Below are 23811 nucleotides of genomic sequence, written 5' to 3'. Positions count from 1 at the left end.
GTTCAGCGGTCCGGCCGCCCCGTTCGAAGTAATCGTCGGAGCTTCCATACGCCCGGTGTGCCCCGGCGCGTTCGCCCGAAACCTGGATACCCGAGAACCCGTGTACCCGAGCGCGACCCGGGTACGCGGTCACCGAGGCGCCCATACCGTGGCGCCTCTCACGTGGACCAGGGAGGTCGGGGATGACAACGGCAGGCGACATCATGACGGCGGGCGTGCACTGTATTCGCGCGGGCGACACCGTGGCCGAGGCTGCGGACCAGATGGCCGAACTCGACATCGGCGCGTTACCGATCTGCGGCGAGGACAACCGGTTGCACGGCATCCTCACCGACCGCGACATCGTCGTGAAAGTCGTTGCGGCGCGCAAGGATCCGCAGCAGGTGACGGCGGGGGAGCTGGCGGGCGGTGTGCCGTACACGGTGGATGTCACCGACGGCGTGCGCAAGGTGGTGTCGCTGATGGCCCAGCACCAAGTGCGGCGCATCCCGGTGCTCGATCGCGGGCGGCTGGTCGGCATCATCGCCCAAGCCGATGTCGCGACCGCCCTGGGCAACGCGCAGGCGGGGAACATGGTGGAGGCGGTCTCGCTGGACTTCTGATGCGGGAACCGGCCCACCGATCGTGCGCCGCTCATCGCGGCGCACGGTCACGTAGGCGCGCTGACGACCCGCTGCCTGGCGGGTTCCAGTTCGTAGATCGCGTAGGCCGCCCGGATCACCGGCTCGGCGACATTGCGCACCCGGATGCCGCCCGGGGTCGTTCCGCGCTCGGTGCCCGCGTGCGCGTGGCCGTGCAGCGCCAGATCCGCGCCGAATTCGTCGATCGGCTCGCCGAGCAGATAGGAGCCGAGGAACGGGTAGATCTCCCTCGGCTCGCCGTGCAGGGTGTCGCTGACGGGCGAATAGTGCGTGAGCACGACGGTCACGTCGGTGTCCAGCTCGGCCAGCGCGTCGCGCAGTGAATCGGCCAATGCCACGGTGTGGCAGGCGAATTCGCGCATCACCCGCTCGCCGAACACGCTGGCGCACTTACCGGCGAACCCGCCGCCGAAGCCCTTCGTGCCCGCCACGCCGAGCGTCTGCCCGTCGACGGAGACGGTGGTGGAGCTGCCCTCGAGCACGGTGATGCCGTAGTCGCCGAGCAGGGCGGTGATGTCGTCTTGGGCGTCGCTGTGGTGGTCGTGGTTGCCGAGCACGGCGATGACGGGCACGCCGAGATCGGTGAACTCCGTCGCCACCACCCGCGCCTCGTCCAGCGTGCCGTGCCTGGTGAGGTCTCCGGCGAGCAGCAGCACGTCGGCGCGCATGGGGAGTTCGCGCAGCACGGGGCGCAGCTGTCCGGAGGACTCGGCGCCCAGATGTATGTCGCCTACCGCGGCGATCCGCATGGCGTCAGCTCCCTTCGTGCGTCGACAGGTGTTCGGTTCCGGTCGGTGCGGTGGGCACCGAGACGCGCACGTCGTTGTGGATGACGACGCCCGGCAGCTGTTCGCGCACGACCGCTTCCATCTGCTGTTTGCGCTGTTCGCTCGTCACTTCGCCGTCGAGCACCACCACCTCACCGCGAATGGTGACCTGCACGCCGAGTTCGGCGGTGCGCGGGTCCTCGGCGAGCGCGCGGCGCAGACGGGCCACGAGGTACTGGGGCTTTTCCATCGGCTCAGCCTTCTTCTCGGTCTCGAGTGCCCGGGTCGGCCCGGCCCGCGTCGGTGATACCGAGGTCGTCGACCAGGCCGAGAAAGGCTCGGGCATAGGGCGATTCCTTCGTCTGACTGCGCACGACGGACCAGTCCACCTGCTCGCGCAGATCGCGCGCGATGTGCAGCAGCGGGCTCAGATCCAGCCGGTGCGCGTCGAAGACGAGGAGCTTGTCGATCATCAGGTCGGTCGCGCTGATCACCGGCGCCACCGTGGGCCCGACGCGCATGACCGTGGCACGGTCCAGCAACTCGTCGGTGACGTCGCGGCAGTTGGGCCGGTAGATGACGTCGATCAGGGTGTCGCCGTCGTAGACCTTGGACAGCCAGTCCTCGGGCGGCTGGCACACCCGCAGACCCGCCCGCGCGAGTGCCTGGATGGCGCGCGAGGTATCGGCGGGTTTCACGAACAGATCCACATCGTGATCCGACGCGGGACCGCCGCGGGCGTACACCGCGCAGCCACCCGCCACCGCGAACCTGATCTCCGCGTCGAGCAGCGTGTTGGCGGCGCGGGTCAGCGCGTGCAGCAGTTCGTCCATCGTCGCGACCATGCTGCGGTGGTACCCGGCGGATTCCGGGTTAATCAGGGCCTGACCGGGTATGCGATGACGTACACCTCGGCCGGAAACGACCGCGGCCGACCACTAGGAAGGGGCGGTGACATGCCGAAGACAACCCGCAGTGGAGAGGCGAAGAAGTCCGAGCTGCCGAGCACCGTGCGCCGGTCGGACGACAAGGCGCAGCGAACGTTCGCGAAGGCGCACGACGCCGCCCTCGAGGAGTACGGCAGCGAAGAACGCGCCTACCGTGTGGGCTACAGCGCGTTGAAGCACAGCTACGAGAAGATCGGCGACCATTGGGAGCCGAAAGAGCGGCGCGGACCCTCCGACGAGCGCGCCGAGAGCGGAGGCCCGAACGCCCGGGGCCGGACGGCCGAAGGCGTGAACGCCAATGCGACGAAGAAGCACCTGATCAATGTCGCGGGTCGCCTGTCGATCACCGGGCGCTGGAAGATGACCAAAGAAGAGCTCATCTCGGCGATCGAGAAGGAGAATCGCCGGAAGACCGCAAGTGCACGACAATGAGGACACCTCGCAGCGCCCGGCAAGGGCCTACGAGGGACGGGACGAAACCGAGCTCGAACGACTCGACCGCAACTGGGCCAGCCTGATCCAAGAACTGCGCGTCGTACAGACCGGCGTGCAGTTCCTCATCGGCGCGCTGCTGCTCTTGCCCTTCCAACCCGAGTTCGCGGTGGTGTCGCAGCAGATGCGCACGCTGTATCTGGTGACCGTCTGCGCGGCGTTCGGCGCCACGGTGTTCCTGGTGGCGCCGGTGTCCTGGCATCGCATCCTGTTCCGCAGGCATCGGCTGGGCAACGTCGTCTCGGCCGCGCATCGGTGCGCCATGGCGGGTGTCGCCTTACTCGGTATCGCGCTGACGGGGGCGTTGGTCCTGGTGGTAGACGTGGTCGCCGGGGACGTGGCGGGCGTGATCGCGGGCGTCGTCGCCGCGGTGCTCTTCGCCGCGGCCTGGCTCATCGCGCCGTGGCGATGGCGCGCCCGGAGCCAACGGCACCCGTGACCACCGAGGCCCGCGCGGGCGCGGCACGCCGATACGCCGACAGCGTCGCGGCGGCGACCGCATCCCAGGAATAGCGGCTGCTCGCCCGCTGATACCCGGCCGCGCCCCAGGTTTCGCGCAATGTCGCGTCCTCGAGCAGCGGGCGCACCGCACGGGCCACGACATCCGGCTCGGGCGGTGCGACGAATTTGCCCGTGACTCCGTCCACCACGGTGTCGAGCATGCCGCCGACCGCCGTGGTCACCACCGGCTTCCGGCAGGCCATCGCCTCCAGCGGAACCAAGCCGAACGGCTCGTACCAGGGCGTGCACAGCACCACGTCGGCCGAGCGGTACAGCCGCGGCATCGCGCTGTGCGAGACCCGGCCGAGCAGCCGAACCCGTTCGTGCACACCGTTTTCCACGGCGATGCGACGCAACCGCTTGGCTTCGGCGTCGTCGTCCACGTCGTCGCCGACCGCACCGCCCGCGATCACCAGTTCGGTGTCGGGCAGGTCGGGCATGGCGCGCACCGCGAGGTCGAATCCCTTCCTGCGCACCAGTCGGCCCGCCGCGAAGATCCGGTGGCGCGCCTTGCGGTCGGCGACGCCACCCTCGGGACGGAAGGTCCCGAGATCGACTCCGCAGGGCGCCACCGAGATACGAAAACGCGGCACGCCCATCCTGACGAGTTCGACGGCCTCGTCGGCGCTGGTCGCCAGTACGTGCGCGGCCCTGGTCGCGATGAGCCGCTCGAATCGGATTCGGGAGCGTGGGCTGGTGTCGGCCAGTCCGTGGTGGCGGCGCTTGACGGTGCCGAGCGCGTGGAAGGTCACCACCACCGGAATGTCGTGCGCCCGTGCCGCCAGCTCGGCGGCCAGCGCGGACATCCAGAAGTGCGCGTGCACCAGATCGGGGGTGTCGATGGCCCAGTGCTTGCGCAGGAACGTGCCGAATTCGCCGAGGTGGGGCAGTGTCTGGTCGCGGCCGAGTGGCCGCGGCGGCCCGGCGGGGACGTGCACGACGCGGTAGCCGTCGCGGGTCGCCACCTCGGTCCGGACGTGCGGGTCGTCACGCCGGGTGTAGACGGTGACCCGATGCCCGCGACGGGCCAGCGCCGCGGAGAGCGCCGCGACGTGCACCTGTTGACCGCCCGCGCCGCCGCCGGGATCCGAGAGCGGGCTGATGTGTTCGGAAACCATGGCGATCTTCACGGCTACTCCGTTCCGGCGAGAAGGCGGGCGCATGCCGATACTCGGCGCGGCCATGGCCGGACGTGTCGTCGGCGATATGTGCGGGATATGCCCGCCAGCGTGGCGCGCAAACGGTGCGGCCCGGCCTTTTCGGCTGGAAATGCCCGGATGAGCTCGGTTTACCTGCACCGAATGCGGGCAGTCGGCCGGACGAGAGCGATTGACGGCAGGCAGGAGGAAGCCAGTGAACGAGCGATCGGACAACGGCGTCGGCGGATCCGGTGCCGATTCCAAGCAGCGACAGCTGGACGCGCACCGTGTCGATCGGGAGAGCGGCTATCTGACGACCCAGCAGGGCGTGCGCGTCGAGAGCACCGACGACGCGCTGGCCGCGGGGGATCGCGGACCCACGCTGTTGGACGACTTCCACGCGCGGGAGAAGATCACCCACTTCGATCACGAGCGCATCCCCGAGCGCGTGGTGCACGCACGCGGCGCGGGCGCCTACGGCTACTTCCAGCCCTACGACAACGCGCTCGCCGACGTCACGGCGGCGGCGTTCCTGACCGACCCGAGCGTGCGCACCCCGGTCTTCGTACGGTTCTCCACCGTCGCCGGATCCCGCGGTTCCGCCGACACGGTCCGCGACGTGCGCGGGTTCGCCACCAAGTTCTACACGGCCCAGGGCAATTTCGATCTGGTCGGCAACAACTTCCCGGTGTTCTTCATCCAGGACGGCATCAAGTTCCCCGACTTCGTGCACGCGGTGAAACCCGAGCCGCACAACGAGATTCCGCAGGCCGCCTCGGCGCACGACACCCTGTGGGACTTCGTGTCGCTGCAGCCGGAGACCCTGCACGCCATCATGTGGCTGATGTCGGACCGGGCACTGCCGCGCAGCTACCGGATGATGCAGGGATTCGGCGTGCACACCTTCCGGCTGGTGAACGCGCAGGGCAAGGGCACCTTCGTCAAGTTCCACTGGAAGCCGAAGCTCGGCGTGCACTCGCTGGTGTGGGACGAATGCCAGCAGATCGCCGGGCGCGATCCCGATTTCAATCGCCGCGATCTCTGGGACTGCATCGAGGGGGGCCAGTACCCCGAATGGGAGCTCGGCGTTCAGCTGGTGCCCGAGGAGCGTGAGTTCGACTTCGATTTCGACCTGCTCGACGCGACCAAGATAATTCCCGAGGAGCAGGTCCAGGTCCGCCCGGTGGGGCGCATGGTGCTCGATCGCAACCCGAACAACTTCTTCGCCGAGACCGAACAGGTCGCCTTCCATACCGCGAACCTGGTGCCCGGCATCGACTTCACCAACGATCCGCTGCTGCAACTGCGCAACTTCTCCTACCTGGACACCCAGTTGATCCGGCTCGGCGGTCCCAATTTCGCCCAGCTGCCGATCAACCGGCCGGTGGCCGAGGTCCGCAATCACCAGCAGGACGGCTACGGTCAGCACGCCATCCCGGTCGGGCCCGCCTCCTACACCAAGAACAGCATCGGCGGCGGGTGCCCGTTCCTGGCCGATTCCGGTGCCTACCAACACTATCCGCAACGGATCGACGGCGAAGCGCAGCGCAAGCGCGCGGAGAGCTTCAAGGAGTACTACCGGCAGCCGAGGATGTTCTGGCGCAGCATGTCCCCGCCCGAGGCCGAGCACATCGTCGACGCGTTCGCCTTCGAGCTGGGCAAGGTGAATCGGACGGAGATCCGCGAGCGGGTCGTGGAGCACCTGGTCCGCATCGACACCGACCTCGCGGTGCGGGTGGCGGGCAAGCTGGGCACTTCCGCCCCGGAGTCCGACATCGACACCTCCGATTCCTTCGTCTCGCCCGCGCTGTCCCAGGCCAACACCGCGATGGACACGATCGAGACCCGCAAGATCGCGGTGCTGGCCGCCGACGGCATCGACGCGGCCGGGGTGCGCGCGCTGCGCGCGGCGCTGACCGAACGCGGCGCGATCGTCGAGGTGCTCGGCCTGCACGGCGGGCGAATCAGGGGCGACGGATCCGACGGCGACCAGCTCGATGTCGACCGGTCGCTGGCCACCGCCGCCTCGGTGCTCTACGACGGCGTTGTCGTCCCCGGCGGTCCCGGCGCGGCGGAGACGTTGGCGCGCAACGGTTCCGCGGTGCACTTCGTGCTGGAGGCGTTCAAGCACGCGAAGGCCGTCGCCGCCTTCGGCGCGGGCGTCTCGGTGCTGCGCATCTCCGGGATCATCCCCGAGACGCCACCGGATGGCGGGCTCGGCATCGAACAGGGCGTGGTAACCACCGAGTCGAGCGGCGGCTCACTACCTGGGGATTTCGTGGACGCCTTCGCCGACGCGCTGGCCAGGCACCGCATCTGGCGCCGGGCGACCGCCGCGGTGCCTGCCTGAGACAAGTCCCTGACACCGCCGGGCGGACGTGCCAGACTGTAGGGAGGTTGAGACTACAGCCGAACCCGGTTCGACGCGGTCGGCCCAGACGACGGGCCACCGCGATCATTCGGACGGGAGCGTGACGGCAACTGCCGATCGATGCCGATCGGCGGGCGCGCTGGGACGCCGAGCGCGCCGCCAGGTGGCTGACAGGCCCGGCACGCGGCGGCTCGACGCACCGCGTACCCGACAGCGGGCCGTCATCCCACCGTGCCCCCTCCCATCGACGGCGCTCGTCCGTCGACCGAGCCGATCGCACCGAGCCGGACATCCCTTTGCCAGGGAGGTTTGCCATGCCAGTTGACGCCGCTCTACCCCGGCACCGCATCGACGGAGTCGATCCGAGCGCTCGTCCAGGTGGTGCGCACTCGCAGCACGACAGCCGCATGTGGTCGCAGCGGGTCGACCGGCGCCGACAGTGCGTCGTGGTCCGCGTCGAGGGCGAAATCGACGCGCTCGTGCACGACCGATTCCAGGAAACGGTCGAACATGCGACGCGAGCGGGGTGCCAGGCCGTGGTCGTCGATCTACGCGCCGCCAGATTCCTCAGCATCCGGACCGCGAGCACATTGGGCGCGCTCCGGCAACGGGCCGCGTGCGCGGGCGTCGACCTGCGCGTCGTAGCCGGTCGGGCCGAGATCGAACGGGCGCTCGACGTCGCGGGCGTTCGCTCGTTGTTCTTCCGCTACCCCTCCATGCGCGCCGCGCTGGACGCGTGAGGCCGATAGTCCTCGGCCGCACCGATCTGCTCGCCGCTCACCCGGCGAGGACGGATACTTGCCGTGTGACGGAGAGTGGGTCGGTTCAGCCCGAAGACGCGTTCGCGCTGAACCGGGTGATCGGTATGGGGACGCCGCAGAGTGTCGGCAGTTTCCGATTCTGGTTCGCGGACCAGCGGTGGGAGTGGTCGGACGAGGTGGCGTTGATGCACGGGTACTCGCCGGGAACGGTGCGGCCCACGACGAAACTGTTGCTCTCGCACAAGCATCCCGAGGACCGTGAGCAGGTCGCCACGGTATTGGCGAACTCCATCGAGACCGGCGAGCCGTTCTCCAGCAGGCACCGGATCATCGACACGAAGGGCACGGTGCACCACATGATCGTGGTGGCCGACCGGATGACCGACGAATCCGGCGAGGTGGTCGGCACCGCGGGTTACTACATCGATGTCACCGACACGCTCGAGGAGCACCGGCAGGAGACGCTGGACGACACGCTGCCGGAGTTGTACGAGGCGCGCGCGATCATCGAACAGGCCAAGGGCGCGCTGATGCTGGTGTACGGCATCAGCGCGGAACAGGCCTTCCGAGTGCTGAGCTGGCGTTCCCAGGAAACCAACGTGAAACTGCGCTCGCTCGCCTCCCAGTTGATCGCCGATATGCATGCCACGACGCAGGTCGCCGTCGGCCTGCGCACGGAATTCGATCACCTGTTGCTGACCGCCCACGAACGGGTGCGGCGGTAGGGTGGGTACCCGCGTCGGCGATAACCGACGTTTCAGTTCGTGTCCGACGGGTAAGCGCAACGATGAGGGACGCCGCGGTCGCCTCACCTCGAGGTGTTCGGTGATTGTTGCGCGGTAGCCTGACGGATCGGCCGCGCGAAACAAGGTGGTGATGGGTTATGGGGGAGTGGACCTCTCAGTCCTCTACGGAAACGACGACCATCGGGGTGCGCGTGCCCGCGCGCCTCGAGCAGCTGACGATGCTCCGCGCGCTCGCCGAAACCGTGGCCCTCATCGCGGATTTCGCCATCGATGAAGTGACCGACATCCGCTTGGCCTTGGACGAGGTCGCCACCGCGCTGATCTTGGACGCGGTGCCCGGCTCGAATGTCGACTGCGCTTTCACCTACGACGAGAACCGCATGTTCGTGCACGTCTCCGCGGTGGCCACGACCGAATCGGTAGTGGAACAGGCCGGTTTCGGATGGCACATCGTGCGGACCCTCACCGAATCGATCGCGGCGCAGCAGGAGCCTTACGACGGAGCGCTGTCGGGGTATCCGACGGTTGTCGACTTCACCTGGGTGCGAGGGGGCGCCGATGGCGGGTGAATCGAAATCGGCGGGCGACAGCTACGACAACATCGAGCCGCTCTTCGAGAAGATCGCCGCCCTCGGCCCCGACGACCCGCGCCGCGCAGCCCTCCGAGAGGAACTGATCGGGCGGTGCCTGCCGCTGGCCGAGCACATCGCCCGCAAGTTCTCCGGGCGCGGTGAGATCTTCGACGACCTGCTCCAGGTCGCGCGCCTCGGCCTGGTGCAGGCCGCCGACCGGTTCGACGTGAGCCGTGGCTCGTCGTTCCTGGCGTTCGCGGTACCCACCATCATGGGCGAGGTCCGCAGGCACTTCCGCGACAACACCTGGGCCGTGCGGGTGCCACGGCGCACCAAGGAGATTCAGCTCAGCATCGGCGCGACCGTGGAGGCGCTCTCGCAACGGCTCGGCCGGATGCCGCGCGCCAGGGAGATCGCCGACGAACTCGACGTCGACCTGGTCGAGGTCACCCAAGCCCTGATCGCGGGCAATGCCTACCAATCGTCGTCCATCGACGCCGTCGCGGGCGACGACATCGACAGCGCCCCGCTTCCGCTGCTGGAAAGCCTGGGCGCAGACGAACCGTCCTACCACCTGGTGGAGGACTTCATGGCGGTCAAACCGCTCATCTCCGACCTGCCCGACCGCGAACGGCAGGTCCTCGTCATGCGCTTCTTCGAGGGCAAGACCCAGACGCAGATCGCCGACGTCCTCGGCGTCTCCCAGATGCACGTTTCCCGGATCCTGGCCAAGACGCTGCGCTGGCTGCGCGAGGAAGCGCTGCGCGACTGATCGACGCGACGTCCGCGACTCGTTGCCACGGGCCCACGGCGCTTTGCGATTCATTGGCACGGCGCCCGCGCGGCTCACACCGGATTCGGCGGTGGGGGCGCCGGATCCGGCCCCGGAGTAGGACGACTGGGCGACGGTTCCGGCGGGGGATGACCCGGGCCCGGCACCGGCGGGGTACCGGGTTCGCGCGGGTCCGGGCCGGGCACCGGCGGCGTGGGCCGATCCGGTTCCGGGGGGAAGGGATGCGCCGGGCTCGGATCTGGTTCCGGCGGCAGCGGCGACGGACCCGGATCGGGCGGGAACGGGGGCGGGAACGGATGCGGCGCGGGGTCCGGATTCGGGATCGGCTCCGGCTCCGGCGGCGTCGGCACCGGGTCGGGCTTCGGAATCGGCGGAATGGGATCGGGCATCGGCTGTGGCGTGTGGTCGTCCATGCGACATCTCCTCGGTGGTGACCCGCGGCGCCGGAAACCGCGCGGCGGAGCGGGCCGGTCACCGAGCCGGGTACCCACCCAGCACGGGACGAATCGGGTGCGGTGTACGCCTCACTCTCGTTTGCCGACGATCCGGTTCGGGTAAAGGGGGAACAACCGGACAAAGAGATACGAGGGCGCAGAGGGAGTCGTCATGGACGATCAACGACGACCCGCCACCCGGACTCCGTACACCGGACCCGGGCATTCGAGGTCGCTGCAGCAGGCACAGGAGATCACGTCGCCGACGCAGCGGCCGGACCGAGCGGGCCGCACCCTGATCACGCGCAACCACGACGTGATCAGACGGTGGGCCGAGGAGCGCGGAGCTCGTCCCGCCACCATGCCGGGCAGCGAGTACAACGGCCGCCTCGGCGTGCTGCGCTTCGACTTCCCCGGCTACGGCGGGGCGGTGCTGCGCCCGGTCGGCTGGGACGAGTGGTTCGAGACCTTCGACGACCGGCGGCTGCGCTTCCTCTACCAGGAGCAACGGGCCGACGGCTCGCCGAGCAATTTCAACCGGCTGGAGCGACCGCGCCGCGAGGACCGCTGATCCGTTTCGTCGGCTCGGCAGCGGCAAAACCCCAAGCATGAGTGAACCGATAGGCGAGGAGCCGCTGGACGACACGGCGTGGACCGATCAGATTCCGTCCACCACCGAACAGCTCGACGAGGACGAACTCGACGCCGACCCGCTCGAGCAGGCGATGGACCCGCCCGACGCGTGGTCCGGCGCCGAGCGCTACGCCCGGTCGCCTGCCGAGCAGCGCGCGGGCGAGTCGATCGGCGAGCGTCTCGACGCCGAGGAACCGGACGTCGCTCCGGACCAGCCCCCGCTCACCAGGGGCCCCGAGGAGTCCTGACGGGAAACGACCGAGCGATCGGCGCGGCACCGGTGCCGCGCCGATCTTCTCGCGTCCGCGGTCAGTCCGTCGCCGCCGGTGCCGGCAGGAAGCGGGGGAGCACCACCGAGCCCGCGGTGGCCGCGGCGGCGGTCGTCGCCGCGATGGTCCAGCCGATCGGGCCCAGCGGGGTGCAGCCGAAGTAGCCGCAGACACCCGGGGTCATGACCACGGCCCCGAGCACCACGCCGCTGGCCGCGGTGGTCACCCAGACCAGCGGGCTGCGGTGCCCGGAGACCAGCGTCTGCCCGAGCTGGGTGCCGATCAGCGCAACCAGACCGATGGTGGCGGCCCGGCGCTGTGACCCGGTGTAGCGGGCGATGGTCCACGCGGTCGCCGCCCCCGCGGCGGTGGTGACGCCGCGGACCGCGATGGTGTGCGCCAGCTCCGGTCCGAGCCGCGCGGGCGGGATCTCGGACAACTGCCTGGCGCGCTCTTCGGGATCGGTGGCGTCCTGTTCGGCGCGGTCGGGGGAGAGCGCGAGCGCCAGCGCGGGGAACATGTCGGTGAGCATGTTCACCAGCAGGAACTGGCGGGTGCCGAGCGGTGCGTGTCCGCTGACGGCGGTGCCGTACAACGTGAACGCCACCTCGCCCGCGTTGCCGCCGACCAGCACGCCGACGGCGTCGTTGATCCGCTGCCACATGCCGCGTCCCTCCACGAGCGCGTGTAGCAGGGCGGTCGGGTCCGGTTCGGTGAGCACCAAGTCGGCGGCGTTGCGGGCGGCGGCGGAACCGTGTGCGGCCAAACCGATTCCGACGTCGGCGCTGCGGATCGCGGCCGCGTCGTTGCTGCCGTCACCGGTCATGCCGACGACATGCCCCGCGCGGCGCAGCGCGGCGACGATGCGCACCTTCTGCTCGGGGGCGACCCTGGCGAACACCGTGGTCCGCTCGATCAGCTTCGTCTGTTCGCTGTCGTCGAGGCGGTCCAGATCGGCGCCGGTGGTCACCGACTCCGCGTCGATGCCGAGCTGTCGTGCGACGGCCGCCGCGGTCACCGGATGGTCGCCGGTGATCATGCGGATGCCGATGCCGTTCTCGCGCAACGCCTGCACGAGCGGAAGCGTCTGCGGGCGCGGCGTGTCGGCCAACCCGAGGAAGCCGAGGAGGGTGAGTTCGCCGACCGCCTCCTCGACGTCCGCCGGCTTCTCGGCCAAGTCGCGGCGGGCCACCACCAGCACCCGCAGGCCCTGTTCGGCGAGATCACGCACCACCTCTTGGGCGCGCTCGCGATGGTGGTCGGTGAGCGTCTGCTTGTCCTCATCGCCCGTGCGCACCTTCGCGCACCGGGGCAGCACGACCTCGGGGGCGCCCTTGACGACGAGGCGCAGCCTGCGGGTGGTGTGCCCGAGCGCGGCGGCGTAGCCGCGGTTGGACTCGAACGGGATCTCCTCGATCGGGTCCCACTGGTCGTCGTCGCCGAGCACGTCGGCGGCATCGAGGACCGCGCGATCGGTGGCGTGCAGCACCGGACCGTCGTCCGGGTCGGGGCAGGCTCGCGCGGCGGCGCGCAGCAGACGGCGCGCGTTGTAGACATCGGCGTCGTGTGGCCACTGCCGATCCAAGTCGGCGAGGGTGGTCAGCCGCAATCGCCCTTCGGTGAGAGTTCCGGTCTTGTCGAAGCACAGCGTGTCTACGCGGCCGAGCGCCTCGACGGTGCGGCTGGCCCGCACCAGCACGCCGTACCGGGACAGCCTGCGGGCGGCGGCGAGCTGCGCGACGGTGGCGACCAGCGGCAGCCCTTCCGGTACTGCGGCGACGGCCACGCCGACGCCGTCGGCGATCGCGATGCGCAGCGGTTGTCCGCGCAGGCCGCCCAGCGCCGTCACCGCGCTGCCGCCCGCCAGGGTCAGCGGCAGCACGCGCTCGGTCAGACGTCGCAATTGCGCTTGCACACCGCCCTTTTCGGGCGGCACCGCGCCCGCGGTAGCGCGCCCGGCCTGCGTGTCGGCGCCAACGGCGACAACGACCGCGCAGGCCTCGCCGGTCACCACCGTGCTGCCCTCGAACACCATGCACGCCCGGTCACCGAGCTCGGCGCCCGGCGTGGCGGCCAGCTGCTTCTCCACGGTGACCGATTCGCCGGTCAGTCCGGATTCGTCCATCTCCAGGTCGTCCACCCAGAGCAGACGCGCGTCGGCGGGCACCACGTCGCCCGCCCGCAGCGCGACGACATCACCCAGGACGAGCCGGTGGGCGGGCACGATCCGCTCGTCGGCGTCGGCGGCCGGCTCGATGCCGCCCTCGCCCACCGCGGCGCGATCCAGCAGCCGGGCGGTCACCTCTTCTTCGGCGATCAGCTGGTGCAGCGCGTTCTCCGCCTTCTGGCGTTGCCGCGCGGAGACCAGCGCGTTGACGGTCAGCACCGAGGAGAGCAGCAGGGCGTCGGAGGGAGAGCCGAGGATGGCGGTGGCGACGGCGCCGACACCGAGGATGGGCGTCAGCGGGTCGGCCAGCTCACGGCGAAGCTGCCCGGCGAACGAGATCAGCGACGCGAAGGGCGCGAGCAGCGCGGGCGTGCGCGATTCCTCGGTGACCCGCGCGTCCAGCGCCTGCGGCTCCGGTAGCCGGGAGAGCACCTCGTCGGGTTCGAGCGCGTTCCACGGCAGCAGCGGCGCCAGAGTGGCGCGCGGCTCGCCGCGCACGGCCTGCCAACCCGCGAACGCGCCGTTGACCAGACCGACGAAATGCGCGGTGACCATCGGCGAGCTGCGTCCGCGCCGCGCCGGACCGGTCGCCAGCAGCAATCCGCCGAGCGCGCACGCCGACAGCGCCAGCGCGCGGCCGCGTTCGCTGGCCTGCCTGGCCGGGACCACCGCGGCCAGTACCCGCTGGACCTGGCTCAGATCGCGGCACATCAGATCGGCGCTCCACGGTGGCCGCATCGACTCGCACTCGCCGCCGCACACGCCGATCGCCACGTCGGCCCAGGCCAGCGCCTTGTGCGCACGCGGACTCAGCACCGCGACGACATGACCGTCCTGCTGCGCGCCGTTCACCAGCTTGCTCATCGACACCCCCGCGGAGACGAATTCGTCGGCGAGGGAACGCAATTCCGCGACATCCTCGCCGCCGACCAGCGTCACCCGCAGACCCGCGGTGCGCGCGGCGCCGAGCAAGGCGTGCGCGCGACGGTCCAGCTCGCGCCCGATCAGGACCCGGCCCACCGGGCGGCCGCCGTCGCGCAGTTCGCGCCAGACCGGGCGCACCGTGACGCCGCGATCCGGCGCTCCGCTCTTGGGCTGGACCAAGCGCAACCCGTGCGAACCACTCGGCCCCGCTTCGTCGTCCAAGCCGTCCGCGGACCGCAGCAGGCGCTGCGCGGCGCTCCACACGTGGGCCGCGGCGCGCTCCTCGTCGGCTTTCACTTGCTCGTCGAGCTCGTCGTGCGTCGGTCGCGACCCGTTGGTCGACACCTGTGAGGTCTCGGACGCGCTGTCCGTCGCGGCGGCGCCGTCTCGCCGCCGACGCCTGCGTGGGTCCCGCCAGCGCGGGTCGATGGGTTCGGCCGCGAGCACCAGGCGGCGCGAGGTCAGCAACGATTCGCCGTCCACCACCAGCGCGGTGAGGCGATCCAACCGACGCCATACGACCGGCTCCAGGGTGAGCACACCCGCGCGCGACAGGGTCATCGAGACGGCGGCGGCGTACGCCTCCCGCGTCGCTCGGGCGGCCTTCGGCGCGCCGAGCTCGAGCGCCTCCGACGCCGCGCCCCCGCGCCGAGAGGCGCCGAACGCGGCCGCGCTGAGCAGCGCGCCCGCCGAGGCTTCGTCGGCGACCCGTTCCACCGGCCCGCGCGGCAGTTCGGCGGGCCTGGAGTGCTCGGGCAACGGATCGTCGACGGCCAGCGCCTCGTGCGTGGTGAGTTCGCACTCCCAGTCGCGCCACTGGGCGCGTCGCGCCACGACCTCGGTCAGCACCATAGTGCGCTGCATCGTGTCGACGACCAGGTTCGCCATGCCCGCGGCAGGCGCGTTGCCGATCGCGTTGCCGATCGCCATCGCGGTGCTCAGCACCAGATCCGTTCTCGGACGGCCCAATCGATCTTCCAGCACGCGCCGCAGCCGCGGCTGGGCGTCGGTGAACGCGGCCATCGAGCGCAGCACCCGCACCGGCGGCTTGATCGGCAGCAGCCAGCTCGTGGTCGCCACGGCCATCGCGCACAGATCCCCGGCGACCTGAATCCCCGCCACCAGCAATGGTTCTCGATCCGAGGGGAACTCGGCGCGACGGTTCCACTCCCGATCCGCGACCTTGACCTCGCGCTCGGTCCGCTCCACCTCGGCGAGCAGTGCGGGCAGATCCGCCGCGCCGTTGGCCAGCGCCGCGACCACCCGTCCGGTGACCGCGTTGACCTCCCACCAGCGCACCGCGCGCAGCCGGTCGAGTCGCTTGCCGAGCGCCTTGGTGATGGCCGGGTTGTCCATGTCGGTGAGGCCGCGCACCTCGACGGTCGCGCGATCCTCGCTCACGGCGATCCGGCGATGGGTTCGTCCGGTGTGCGGGTCGACCAGGTCGGCCAGGTCGTCACGCAGGTGGCCGGCGGCGTCGGGGAGCATCAGCTCCGCGCCCGCGACGGCGGCGCGCACACCGGTCTCGGCGACGCGGATCGGCACGGTGGCGGCTTTCATCCCGGTGTCGACGGCGAGCCCCACCCCGGAGCGCGCGACGTCGACCGCCGTGCCCGCGACGGAGGAGACCAGCGGGTTGAACACGATATTGCGCACCGATAAGCCCATACCGGTCAGCTACCCGGCAGTGCACCGGACAAACAGCGCGGAAGCGGTTCCGACGGCGCTGTTCGGCCGGTTCGCGCCGCCGAGACGACGTGGCGAGGATCACTGCCGATTTGCCATTGCCGCGCGCGCGGGTAAGGGTGGGTACCCGAACGGAGCGGCACCCGCCAGCCACCCGATGTTTACCGAGCGGTCGGTACGGGTATTCGTGTGGTCGGCAAGCTGCTCGAAGCGGACTGTCGCGTCGTCTGGGCATGCGATTTCCGCATCACGCCGCGCTTCCGCCTGTCTGCAAGGGATGAGGGTCTTGAGCGCGAACCTGATGATCGTCGACGACGACGACCAGATCCGCGGCGCGCTGCGGATGGCCATGGAGGACGAAGGCTACGACGTCGCCGAGGCGAACGAGGCCGAGGACGCGCTGACGCATCTGCGCAGCAACGGCGCCCCCGATGTGATGATCGTCGAACTGATGCTCGGCGACATGGACGGCTTCGACTGCATCCGCGAGATCCGCCGCGACCACGACGTCCCGATCATCGTGATCAGCTCGCGCGACGACACGCACGACGTCGTGGCCGCGCTCGAGGCGGGCGCCGACGATTTCGTCACCAAGCCATTCGAAATCAAGGAAATCTCCGCGCGCATGCGCGCACTACGCCGCAGAGCGCGATTGGCCGCCGAGCGCGAAGCGCCGCGAGAAATGGTGCTGGACGCGTATCCGGGCGCGCCGCTCGTCCTCGACAAAGACGGCGGCGCGGTACGCCGCGGCGCCGAGGAAATACGCCTGACGATCACTGAGTTTCGACTCCTCTGCGAACTCGCCGAATCGCCGGGGCGCGTGCTCAGCCGCGCCCTCTTGCTCGAACGAGTTTGGGACGACGGGTTTTTCGGCGACGAGCGCATTGTAGACGTCCATATGCGGCGGTTGCGAACGAAGATCGAGCGCGATCCATCGGATCCGTGCGTCGTGGTCACTGTGCGCGGGCTCGGATATCGCCTCGACGTGCAACGTTGATCACATTATGTTTTGCCTCGTGATCTGTTCGTAATACAACCGCAAAGAGATCGACCACTTCAGCTCAAAGTTGGTTCGTAAGCCTGGATAAGTACTGCAGACCCGACCTGGGAGTTGTATGTCACTGCCAACCTTGTCCACGGAAACGATCGATCGCGCCGCGAAGGCGTGGCACAGATCCGACCGCATCGGTGTTCCACTCCTTCGTGCGCCACAGCTGGGCGACGCCGCCCAGATCTGGCGGATCGCGAAGGATTCGCACGTGCTCGACACCAACTCGAGCTACGCGTACCTGCTGTGGTGTCGGGACTTCCCCGGCACGACGGTGGTCGCCGAGGTGGACGGCAGGGTCGTCGGCTTCGTCATCGCTTACCTGCGGCCGCAGGCTCCGGACACCGTATTCGTCTGGCAGGTGGCGGTTTCGCACAGCGAGCGCGGCCGGGGCACCGGCTCCGCGCTGATCGAGCACCTGCTCGACACCGTCGCCCCGCACGGGGTCACGGCGCTGGAAACCACCGTCTCGCCGGACAATCCGGCCTCGATCGCGATGTTCGCGGCGGTGGCCCGCCGTCGCGGCGCGCGAATGACCAAGCGCCCCTTGTTCGATCCTGGCGTCTTCCCCGACAACCACGCCGCAGAAGACCTCTACCGCATCGCGCCGACCGCGCAGCGAAAGCCTGAGAAGGAGCTTCGATGATCACCGCCGAAACCACCGTCTTCGAGTCGCTCGAGTCGAATGTGCGCGGCTACTGCCGTGCCTGGCCCACCGTGTTCACCACCGCGAAGGGCGCCTGGCTGCGCGACGAGGAGGGCAAGGACTACCTCGACTTCTTCGCGGGCGCTGGCGCGCTGAACTACGGCCACAACAACCCGATCCTCAAGCAGCCGCTGCTGGACTACATCGCCAGTGACGGCATCACGCACGGCCTGGACATGTCCACCGCGGCCAAGCGCAAGCTGCTGGAGACCTTGCGCGATACCGTCTTCGCGCCGCGCGACCTGGACTACAAGGTCCAGTTCCCCGGACCGACCGGCGCCAACGCCGTCGAGGCCGCGCTCAAACTGGCCCGCAAGGTGACCGGCCGCGAGACCATCCTCAGCTTCACCAACGCCTTCCACGGCATGACCCTCGGCGCGCTGTCGGTGACCGGCAACGCCGCCAAGCGCGCCGGCGCGGGCGTGCCGCTGGTGCACGCGGCGCACATGCCCTACGACGGCTACTTCGACAACACCACCGCCGACTTCCAGTGGATGGAGCGAGTGCTCGACGACACCTCCTCGGGCTTCGACCGTCCCGCCGCGGTCATCGTGGAGACGGTGCAGGGTGAGGGCGGCGTGAATGTCGCTCGCGCCGAATGGCTTCGGCACTTGGCCAAGCTGTGCGAGGAGCGCGAGATCCTGCTGATCGTCGACGACGTGCAGATGGGCTGCGGCCGCACCGGCCCGTTCTTCTCCTTCGAGGTCGCGGGCATCACCCCCGACATCGTGACCCTGTCGAAGTCCATCGGCGGCTACGGATTGCCCATGGCCCTGGTGCTTTTCAAGTCCGAGCTGGACCAGTGGGCGCCCGGCGAGCACAACGGCACCTTCCGCGGCAACAACCCCGCCTTCGTCACCGCGCAGACCGCGCTGCAGCACTACTGGTCCGACGACACGCTCGAGCGCGCCACCTACGCCAAGGGCGAGCGCATCGCGACGGCGCTCGGCGCGGCGGCCGCGCACTTCCCCGGCCTGTCCACCCGCGGCCGCGGCCTGGTGCACGGCATCGCCTTCGACGACCCGTCGCAGGCGGGCAAGGTCTGCCAGGTGGCCTTCGAGCGCGGTCTGCTGGTGGAGACCTCCGGCTCCACCGACGAGGTGGTGAAGCTGTTGCCGCCGTTGACGATCAGCGACGAGGAGCTCGACCACGGCTTGCAGCTGCTCACCGGCGCCATCGACACGGTGTGCACCGGCTGGGGCCGCCTGCACCACCGCGGCCCGGCCGAGGGCGGTGAGCTCCAGTGATCGTGCGCAGCACCGCGGAGATCACCGGCACCGAACGCGACGTCGCGGGCAAGGGCTGGCGCAGCAAGCGGATCGTGCTCGGCGGCGACGGCGTCGGTTTCTCCTTCCACGAGACCACCATCGAGGCCGGGACCGTGCACGAGTTCCACTACCGCCACCACGTGGAGGCGGTGTGGTTGATCGAGGGCGAGGGCACGCTCACGGACCTGGACAACGACGTCACCTACGAGCTCGGCCCCGGATCCATGTACCTGCTCGACGGCAACGAACGCCACCGTCTCGAGGTGCGCAGCACCATGCGGATGATGTGCGTGTTCAACCCGCCGGTCACCGGGCAGGAGGTTCACGACAGCAACGGCGTCTACCCGCTGGTCGCGGCGCCGATCGGCTGAAAGGAGCGGCGAGAAGTGTTGCCACAGACCATCGAGCGCGACGAGGTCGAGCGCATCGATCGGTACCCCACCCGAACCGGTGCGCGCCCACGGCACATCGAGCGACCCGACCCCACGGTGTGGGGGACGATCGAGTCCGAGGAGCTGGCCACCTTCGATCGCGACGGATTCGCGGTCGTCGAGGACCTGCTCAGTGCCGACGAGGTGGCCCTGTTCGGCGCCGAGATCGGCAGGCTCGCCGCCGATCCGGCGTTGACCGAGGACGACCGGTTCATCGTGGAGAAGGCGTCACGGCGCGTCCGGTCCATCTTCGAGGTGCACCAACTCAGCGACGCGGTCGCCGAGTTGGTGCGCGAATCGCGGGTGGCCGGGCTGGCCAGGCAGGTGCTCGGATCGGATGTCTATCTGCATCAGACCCGGATCAACTACATGCCCGGCTTTCGCGGCAGGGGGTTCTACTGGCACTCGGATTTCGAGACCTGGCACGCCGAGGACGGCATGCCGAGCCCGCGCGCGGTGAGCCTGTCGATCGCGTTGACCGACAACCACCCGGTCAACGGGAGCCTGATGGTGATGCCCGGCTCGCACCGCACCTTCGTCCCGTGCCAGGGCAGCACGCCCGCCGAGCACTACCGGGAGTCGTTGCAGGAGCAGGAGATCGGTGTGCCGACCACCGATGACATCGCGACGCTCGCGAGCAAGCACGGCATCGTGCAGTTCACCGGTCGGGCGGGGTCGGCGCTGCTGTTCGACTCGAACATCATGCACGGCTCGTCCAACAACATCACTCCCTTCCCGCGCTCGAACATCTTCCTGGTGTTCAACAGCGTGGAGAACGTTTTGGAGGAGCCGTTCGCCGCGCCGGGACGGCGACCCACCTACATCGGCAGCCGGGATTTCACCCCCGTGTAGCCGGTGCTCCAGCGCCGCGGTGTGAGATGTCGGGTCGGCGCCGCGGCGGGATTTCGCACAACGAAGTGCGCGATTCCGATACCGCGCCGTGCGCGTCCCTCACGGGATGCGCACGGCGCGGTGTTTTCGGTCGTGGGTATGCGCCCACTCCCCGGCCGCTTCCCCGGTACCGATGAGCTCGCCTGATCGATCGTCGCGAGTCAAGGGGCACGGCGACAATGCCGTCCCCACGCGGGAAGTTCTGCGTGCTCGCAATACGAGTAGTGCAGTACTCACGCCCGGTGGCACTCCTCGGTCGGACAATTCGAAAATGCCAGGACGGTCGGTGAGTGTCAGAAGCGAGCAACAGCCGCAGCCGAACCGTGCGCTGCGTCTCCTCATGAAGTACGACGGCCGGAGAGTCGCGGTCAGCGACCGGCAAGAGGTGGAGATGGCGGTGCCGCCGAGCGATGCGCTGAAGGGCTACGAGGGCCGCAGCGGCTTCTGGTTCGAGGTGCGAGACGCGAAGGGCAAAGTCATCTACCGGCGCGTCGCGAGTAACCCCATCCGGTTCGACGCGGAGGCGCACGAACCCGACACGGGTGCGCAGCGCCACAAGGTGGACCGGCCGCACGGCCTGTTCGCGATCCTCATCCCGGATCTACCAGCGGCGGACAGCCTGGTACTGGTGAGCAGTCCCCTCGATCCCGAGAGGAGTGGGGGGCCCGCTGAACCGCTTGCGCACTTCCCACTGCGCCGAAAGCGAGGCCGTGCCCATGGGAATCGGTGACGGCAGCGTCCTGGGTGCTACCAAGATCCTCGATCACGGACCCGACAGCGATCGCTGGACGTTGGTTCTCGTTGCCGAGGGCTACCGGGCCGCCGAGATCGAGAAATTCGCGACGGATGCGCAGAGCTTTGTCGCCACGCTCCTCGGCACCGCCCCCTTCGACAGGCTGCAAGCGGCCCTGAACGTCTATCGCCTGGACGTGGCGTCCACAGACAGTGGCGCGGACGATCCCACTGCGTGCTGCGGGACAGGCTCCGTCGCGGCCACGTACTTCGACGCCAGTTTCTGCAACAGCGGTGCCCGACGGCTCTTGGTCGTCGACACCGCCACCGTGATGAGTACGGTCGGGGCCGATGTGCCCGCCTGGAACATGATCATGGTCCTCGTCAACTCCAAGGTTTACGGCGGATCCGGGGGCGCCGTGGCAGTCTTTTCCATGGCTGCCGGAGCAGCCGAGATCGGACTCCACGAAATGGGGCACACGGCTTTCGGTCTCGCCGACGAGTACGAGTACTACCTGGAATGCGGGCGAGATGTGGGCCGCGACCGCCATCCCACGGTGGAGCCGGACTTTCCGAACGTCACCATCGACAGCAACCGCGCGACGATCAAATGGCGAGACCTCGTGCTTGCCGGCACCCCGATGCCGACGACGTCCAACACAGACTGCTCGATATGCGATCCGCAGTCCAATCCGCGCGCGCCGGACACGGTGGGTGCGTACGAGGGCGCGAACTACTATCACTGTGGCGTCTTCCGCCCGCAATTCGACTGCCGCATGCGGACCGTGGACAGGTGTTCCCCGCGGCCCTTCTGCGCCGTGTGCCGCCGACGGATCACCGAGACTCTCACCCCGCTCCTGCCGTCCAAGACGATCGTCAAGGAGTTGAAGGAGATCAAGGAGTTCAAAGAGATCAAGCTCGAGAAGATCGAGATCAAGGAGGTCTTCAAGGAGATCAAGCTCGAGAAGCTCGAGGTGGAAGTCAGCAACCCCGCACTCGGGAATCCGATGCCGGATGCCGGGACGCAGTCCGGGGATCCGGTCGATATCGGGCAACGTCTGGACCGGCTCGAGGACACGGTGGCCCGCATTGCGCACTTCATCGAGCGTGAGCAACGGCCCGATTCGAGTCGCGGTGCCCTGCAAAACGAACCGCCACGCGAGTGATCGGGCACGCGGCGGCGCGGCGTTTCGGGCTCATCCTGTGCGAGCCCGGCGATCCCGTTGCCGGATGGGTGGATCAGCAGCTGCGCAGGCGCGGAGCTGCCACGCAAGTCGTCACCACCGAAGCGCTCTGCTCGGGATCGCGCTGGCGTCACACTGTCGGACCAGCGGGCGCACGTTTCGACGTGGTGCTCGCCGACGGACGGCGGATACATCAAGAGGATGTCGGTTGGGTCCTCAATCGCCTCGTGCAGATTCCGTCGTCCTACCTCGCCAGGATCGAGCAGGAGGATGTGGAATACACCGAGCAGGAGTTCCGCGCCCTGCTGTGCAGTGCGTTGCACTCGATGTGTCGGACGGGAGCGCACGTGGTCGAGCTGCCGCATCCCTATGTTCTGGCAGGGCGGTGGCGTTCGCCCGCAGAATGGTATCTGCTGGCCACGCGGGCCGGCTTGCCCCACCGTCCATGGCGCTGGCATGACACTATGCCGAAATCATGTCCTGCCGACAACGAATGGACGTCTTGGGCGCTCGTGCTCGGGGACATCGTCCTATCGGATCCGCCGCTCTCGGAGGACGTTCGCTCGGCCTGCCGCCGCTTGGCCGATCTCGCCGAAGTGTCGTTGCTCCACATCGGACTCGATCGGTCACCTGATACGTCGCCGGTCTTCACGGGGATAATGCCGATGGCCGATCTACGCGTGGCCGGTGACCGGGCGATCGATGCCTTGTCGAAGGTCCTGAGCCGATGACCGTCCTGTTGTGCGGGATCCGTTCGGAGCCGCCGATGGCTCTGGTAGCCGCCGAGTTGGCGCGTATGCGAACCCCGTTTCGCTGGTTCGATCAGCGACAGGCTCTCGTCACCACCCTGCGATTGGAGGTCGCGGACGGGCGCGTGGGTGGCACGATCGAGGACTGCTCGGGGCGGGCCGAACTGGAGTCGATCCGCAGCGTTTACGTCCGCACGATGGACGATCGACTCCTTCCTGAGATCGCGTCGGAGCCGGTCGACTCGCCAGGTCGCATGCACTGCCGAACCCTGCACGACCAGCTGATGACCTGGCTCGAGATGACCCCCGCGCTGGTGGTGAACCGAGCATCGGCCCAGACCAGCAATGCGTCCAAGCCGTATCAGCTGCAACTCATCTCGGCAGCAGGATTCAACGTCCCGGAGACACTGATCACGAGCGATCCCGCCGAGGTCCTCGAATTTCGGGCGCGCCACGGCCGGATCGTCTACAAGTCGATGAGCGGTGTTCGTTCTGTGGTCAAGCTGCTCACCGACCTGGACATCGGTCGTCTCGACCGAATCCGAGGGTGTCCGGTCCAGTTCCAGTCCTACGTGGACGGCGTAGATGTCCGCGTCCACACCGTCGGCGACGACGCTTTCGCCGCGCGGGTAACGAGCTGGGCCACCGACTATCGATACGGGTCCGCAAGTGGGGCACCGCTCGCGGTGGTCGACGCGTATTCGATCGATGACGAACTGGCTGGACGCTGTGTTCGTTTATCCCGAACCTTGGGGCTGGAGCTCGCCGGAATCGATCTTCGTATCACCCCGGAAGGGGAAGCCGTGTGCTTCGAGGCCAATCCCAGCCCTGCGTTCTCGTACTACGAGCAGCAGGCCGGGCTTCCGATCGCCGCCGCGATCGCCCGGCGACTTGCCTCGGCATGAGATCCGACAGTCATATCCGCTGGTCTTCGGATTACCACGGGACCCGTTCGCGAA

Annotated in this window: 25 protein-coding genes; 19 read left to right on the top strand and 6 right to left on the bottom strand. The window is 68.9% G+C overall.

Translation table 11 applies throughout. From position 1 onward, the window contains the following. Positions 1 to 182 precede the first annotated feature (182 nt). Positions 183 to 602: a CBS domain-containing protein gene (locus ABZV58_RS19705; protein WP_355001566.1), complete on the top strand. Its 420-nt coding sequence runs from the start codon at positions 183 to 185 to the stop codon at positions 600 to 602. Positions 603 to 649: 47 nt separating this feature from the next. Here the strand turns inward: ABZV58_RS19705 and ABZV58_RS19700 are convergent, their stop codons facing one another. Genes ABZV58_RS19700 through ABZV58_RS19690 form a run of 3 tightly spaced genes read right to left on the bottom strand, consistent with a single transcriptional unit; the run spans position 650 to position 2241 of the window. After that, positions 650 to 1390: a metallophosphoesterase gene (locus ABZV58_RS19700; protein WP_355001565.1), complete on the bottom strand. Its 741-nt coding sequence runs from the start codon at positions 1388 to 1390 to the stop codon at positions 650 to 652. A 4-nt stretch (positions 1391 to 1394) separates the two neighbouring features. Then, on the bottom strand, positions 1395 to 1658 hold the full coding sequence (locus ABZV58_RS19695) for a BON domain-containing protein (RefSeq protein ID WP_355001564.1): 264 nt from the start codon (positions 1656 to 1658) through the stop codon (positions 1395 to 1397). A gap of 4 nt (positions 1659 to 1662) precedes the next feature. Beyond that, entirely contained in the window at positions 1663 to 2241 is a 579-nt protein-coding gene (locus tag ABZV58_RS19690) for a hypothetical protein (RefSeq protein ID WP_355001563.1), read from the bottom strand. 123 nt (positions 2242 to 2364) lie between these two features. On the opposite strand from ABZV58_RS19690, the gene ABZV58_RS19685 reads away from it, so the two are divergent. Beyond that, complete coding sequence (locus ABZV58_RS19685) at positions 2365 to 2787, top strand: ChaB family protein (RefSeq protein ID WP_355001720.1); 423 nt, start codon at positions 2365 to 2367, stop codon at positions 2785 to 2787. Continuing rightward, positions 2774 to 3286 carry a DUF6328 family protein gene (locus ABZV58_RS19680; protein WP_355001562.1) on the top strand — a complete coding sequence of 171 codons (513 nt, stop codon included), beginning with the start codon at positions 2774 to 2776 and terminating at the stop codon, positions 3284 to 3286. Before ABZV58_RS19685 ends, ABZV58_RS19680 begins: the two co-directional genes overlap by 14 nt. On the opposite strand, the gene ABZV58_RS19675 is transcribed toward ABZV58_RS19680, so the two are convergent. Continuing rightward, the gene (locus ABZV58_RS19675) at positions 3240 to 4478 is read right to left on the bottom strand and encodes a glycosyltransferase (protein WP_355001561.1); all 1239 of its coding nucleotides are present in this window, start codon (positions 4476 to 4478) and stop codon (positions 3240 to 3242) included. The genes ABZV58_RS19680 and ABZV58_RS19675 overlap by 47 nt on opposite strands. Before the next feature lie 223 nt (positions 4479 to 4701). Here ABZV58_RS19675 and ABZV58_RS19670 point away from each other — a divergent pair, with 223 nt between their 5' ends. The 5 genes from ABZV58_RS19670 (at position 4702) to ABZV58_RS19650 (ending at position 9709) form a co-directional block, all read left to right on the top strand. Next, positions 4702 to 6837: a catalase gene (locus ABZV58_RS19670; RefSeq protein ID WP_355001560.1), complete on the top strand. Its 2136-nt coding sequence runs from the start codon at positions 4702 to 4704 to the stop codon at positions 6835 to 6837. Positions 6838 to 7172: 335 nt separating this feature from the next. Then, entirely contained in the window at positions 7173 to 7598 is a 426-nt protein-coding gene (locus ABZV58_RS19665; protein ID WP_355001559.1) for an STAS domain-containing protein, read from the top strand. 125 nt (positions 7599 to 7723) lie between these two features. Next, complete coding sequence (locus ABZV58_RS19660) at positions 7724 to 8344, top strand: PAS and ANTAR domain-containing protein (protein WP_355001719.1); 621 nt, start codon at positions 7724 to 7726, stop codon at positions 8342 to 8344. Positions 8345 to 8502: 158 nt separating this feature from the next. Further along, the gene (locus tag ABZV58_RS19655; protein WP_355001558.1) at positions 8503 to 8934 is read left to right on the top strand and encodes an anti-sigma factor; all 432 of its coding nucleotides are present in this window, start codon (positions 8503 to 8505) and stop codon (positions 8932 to 8934) included. Next, entirely contained in the window at positions 8924 to 9709 is a 786-nt protein-coding gene (locus ABZV58_RS19650) for an RNA polymerase sigma factor SigF (protein WP_067777991.1), read from the top strand. The genes ABZV58_RS19655 and ABZV58_RS19650 overlap by 11 nt, the downstream gene beginning before the upstream one ends. A gap of 74 nt (positions 9710 to 9783) precedes the next feature. Here ABZV58_RS19650 and ABZV58_RS19645 read toward each other — a convergent pair whose 3' ends face one another. Next, complete coding sequence (locus ABZV58_RS19645) at positions 9784 to 10143, bottom strand: hypothetical protein (protein ID WP_355001557.1); 360 nt, start codon at positions 10141 to 10143, stop codon at positions 9784 to 9786. Positions 10144 to 10336: 193 nt separating this feature from the next. On the opposite strand from ABZV58_RS19645, the gene ABZV58_RS19640 reads away from it, so the two are divergent. Beyond that, positions 10337 to 10735: a hypothetical protein gene (locus tag ABZV58_RS19640; RefSeq protein WP_355001556.1), complete on the top strand. Its 399-nt coding sequence runs from the start codon at positions 10337 to 10339 to the stop codon at positions 10733 to 10735. A gap of 37 nt (positions 10736 to 10772) precedes the next feature. Then, a complete protein-coding gene (locus ABZV58_RS19635; protein WP_355001555.1) occupies positions 10773 to 11045 on the top strand; it encodes a hypothetical protein in 273 nt (90 codons plus the stop codon). A gap of 61 nt (positions 11046 to 11106) precedes the next feature. Here ABZV58_RS19635 and ABZV58_RS19630 read toward each other — a convergent pair whose 3' ends face one another. Further along, complete coding sequence (locus ABZV58_RS19630; RefSeq protein WP_355001554.1) at positions 11107 to 15813, bottom strand: cation-translocating P-type ATPase; 4707 nt, start codon at positions 15811 to 15813, stop codon at positions 11107 to 11109. A 316-nt stretch (positions 15814 to 16129) separates the two neighbouring features. Here ABZV58_RS19630 and ABZV58_RS19625 point away from each other — a divergent pair, with 316 nt between their 5' ends. The 9 genes from ABZV58_RS19625 (at position 16130) to ABZV58_RS19585 (ending at position 23757) form a co-directional block, all read left to right on the top strand. Further along, the gene (locus ABZV58_RS19625) at positions 16130 to 16840 is read left to right on the top strand and encodes a response regulator transcription factor (protein ID WP_355001718.1); all 711 of its coding nucleotides are present in this window, start codon (positions 16130 to 16132) and stop codon (positions 16838 to 16840) included. A gap of 118 nt (positions 16841 to 16958) precedes the next feature. Further along, complete coding sequence (ectA, locus tag ABZV58_RS19620; RefSeq protein ID WP_355001553.1) at positions 16959 to 17537, top strand: diaminobutyrate acetyltransferase; 579 nt, start codon at positions 16959 to 16961, stop codon at positions 17535 to 17537. After that, positions 17534 to 18844, top strand: coding sequence for a diaminobutyrate--2-oxoglutarate transaminase (ectB, locus tag ABZV58_RS19615; RefSeq protein WP_355001552.1), 1311 nt, complete (start codon positions 17534 to 17536; stop codon positions 18842 to 18844). Before ectA ends, ectB begins: the two co-directional genes overlap by 4 nt. Continuing rightward, positions 18841 to 19236, top strand: coding sequence for an ectoine synthase (locus ABZV58_RS19610; protein ID WP_355001551.1), 396 nt, complete (start codon positions 18841 to 18843; stop codon positions 19234 to 19236). Before ectB ends, ABZV58_RS19610 begins: the two co-directional genes overlap by 4 nt. A gap of 15 nt (positions 19237 to 19251) precedes the next feature. Next, on the top strand, positions 19252 to 20148 hold the full coding sequence (thpD, locus tag ABZV58_RS19605; protein WP_355001550.1) for an ectoine hydroxylase: 897 nt from the start codon (positions 19252 to 19254) through the stop codon (positions 20146 to 20148). Positions 20149 to 20527: 379 nt separating this feature from the next. Further along, positions 20528 to 20917, top strand: a complete 390-nt coding sequence (locus tag ABZV58_RS19600) for a hypothetical protein (RefSeq protein ID WP_355001549.1) — start codon at positions 20528 to 20530, stop codon at positions 20915 to 20917. Further along, complete coding sequence (locus ABZV58_RS19595; RefSeq protein ID WP_355001548.1) at positions 20904 to 22085, top strand: M64 family metallopeptidase; 1182 nt, start codon at positions 20904 to 20906, stop codon at positions 22083 to 22085. The genes ABZV58_RS19600 and ABZV58_RS19595 overlap by 14 nt, the downstream gene beginning before the upstream one ends. Positions 22086 to 22267: 182 nt before the next feature. Next, on the top strand, positions 22268 to 22834 hold the full coding sequence (locus ABZV58_RS19590) for a hypothetical protein (protein WP_355001547.1): 567 nt from the start codon (positions 22268 to 22270) through the stop codon (positions 22832 to 22834). Positions 22835 to 22869: 35 nt separating this feature from the next. After that, positions 22870 to 23757: a hypothetical protein gene (locus ABZV58_RS19585; RefSeq protein ID WP_355001546.1), complete on the top strand. Its 888-nt coding sequence runs from the start codon at positions 22870 to 22872 to the stop codon at positions 23755 to 23757. Positions 23758 to 23811: the final 54 nt, after the last annotated feature.

The organism is Nocardia sp. NPDC004654, from assembly GCF_040609595.1.
GTDB lineage: Bacteria > Actinomycetota > Actinomycetes > Mycobacteriales > Mycobacteriaceae > Nocardia.
This window is presented reverse-complemented; position numbering and strand designations above follow the sequence as displayed.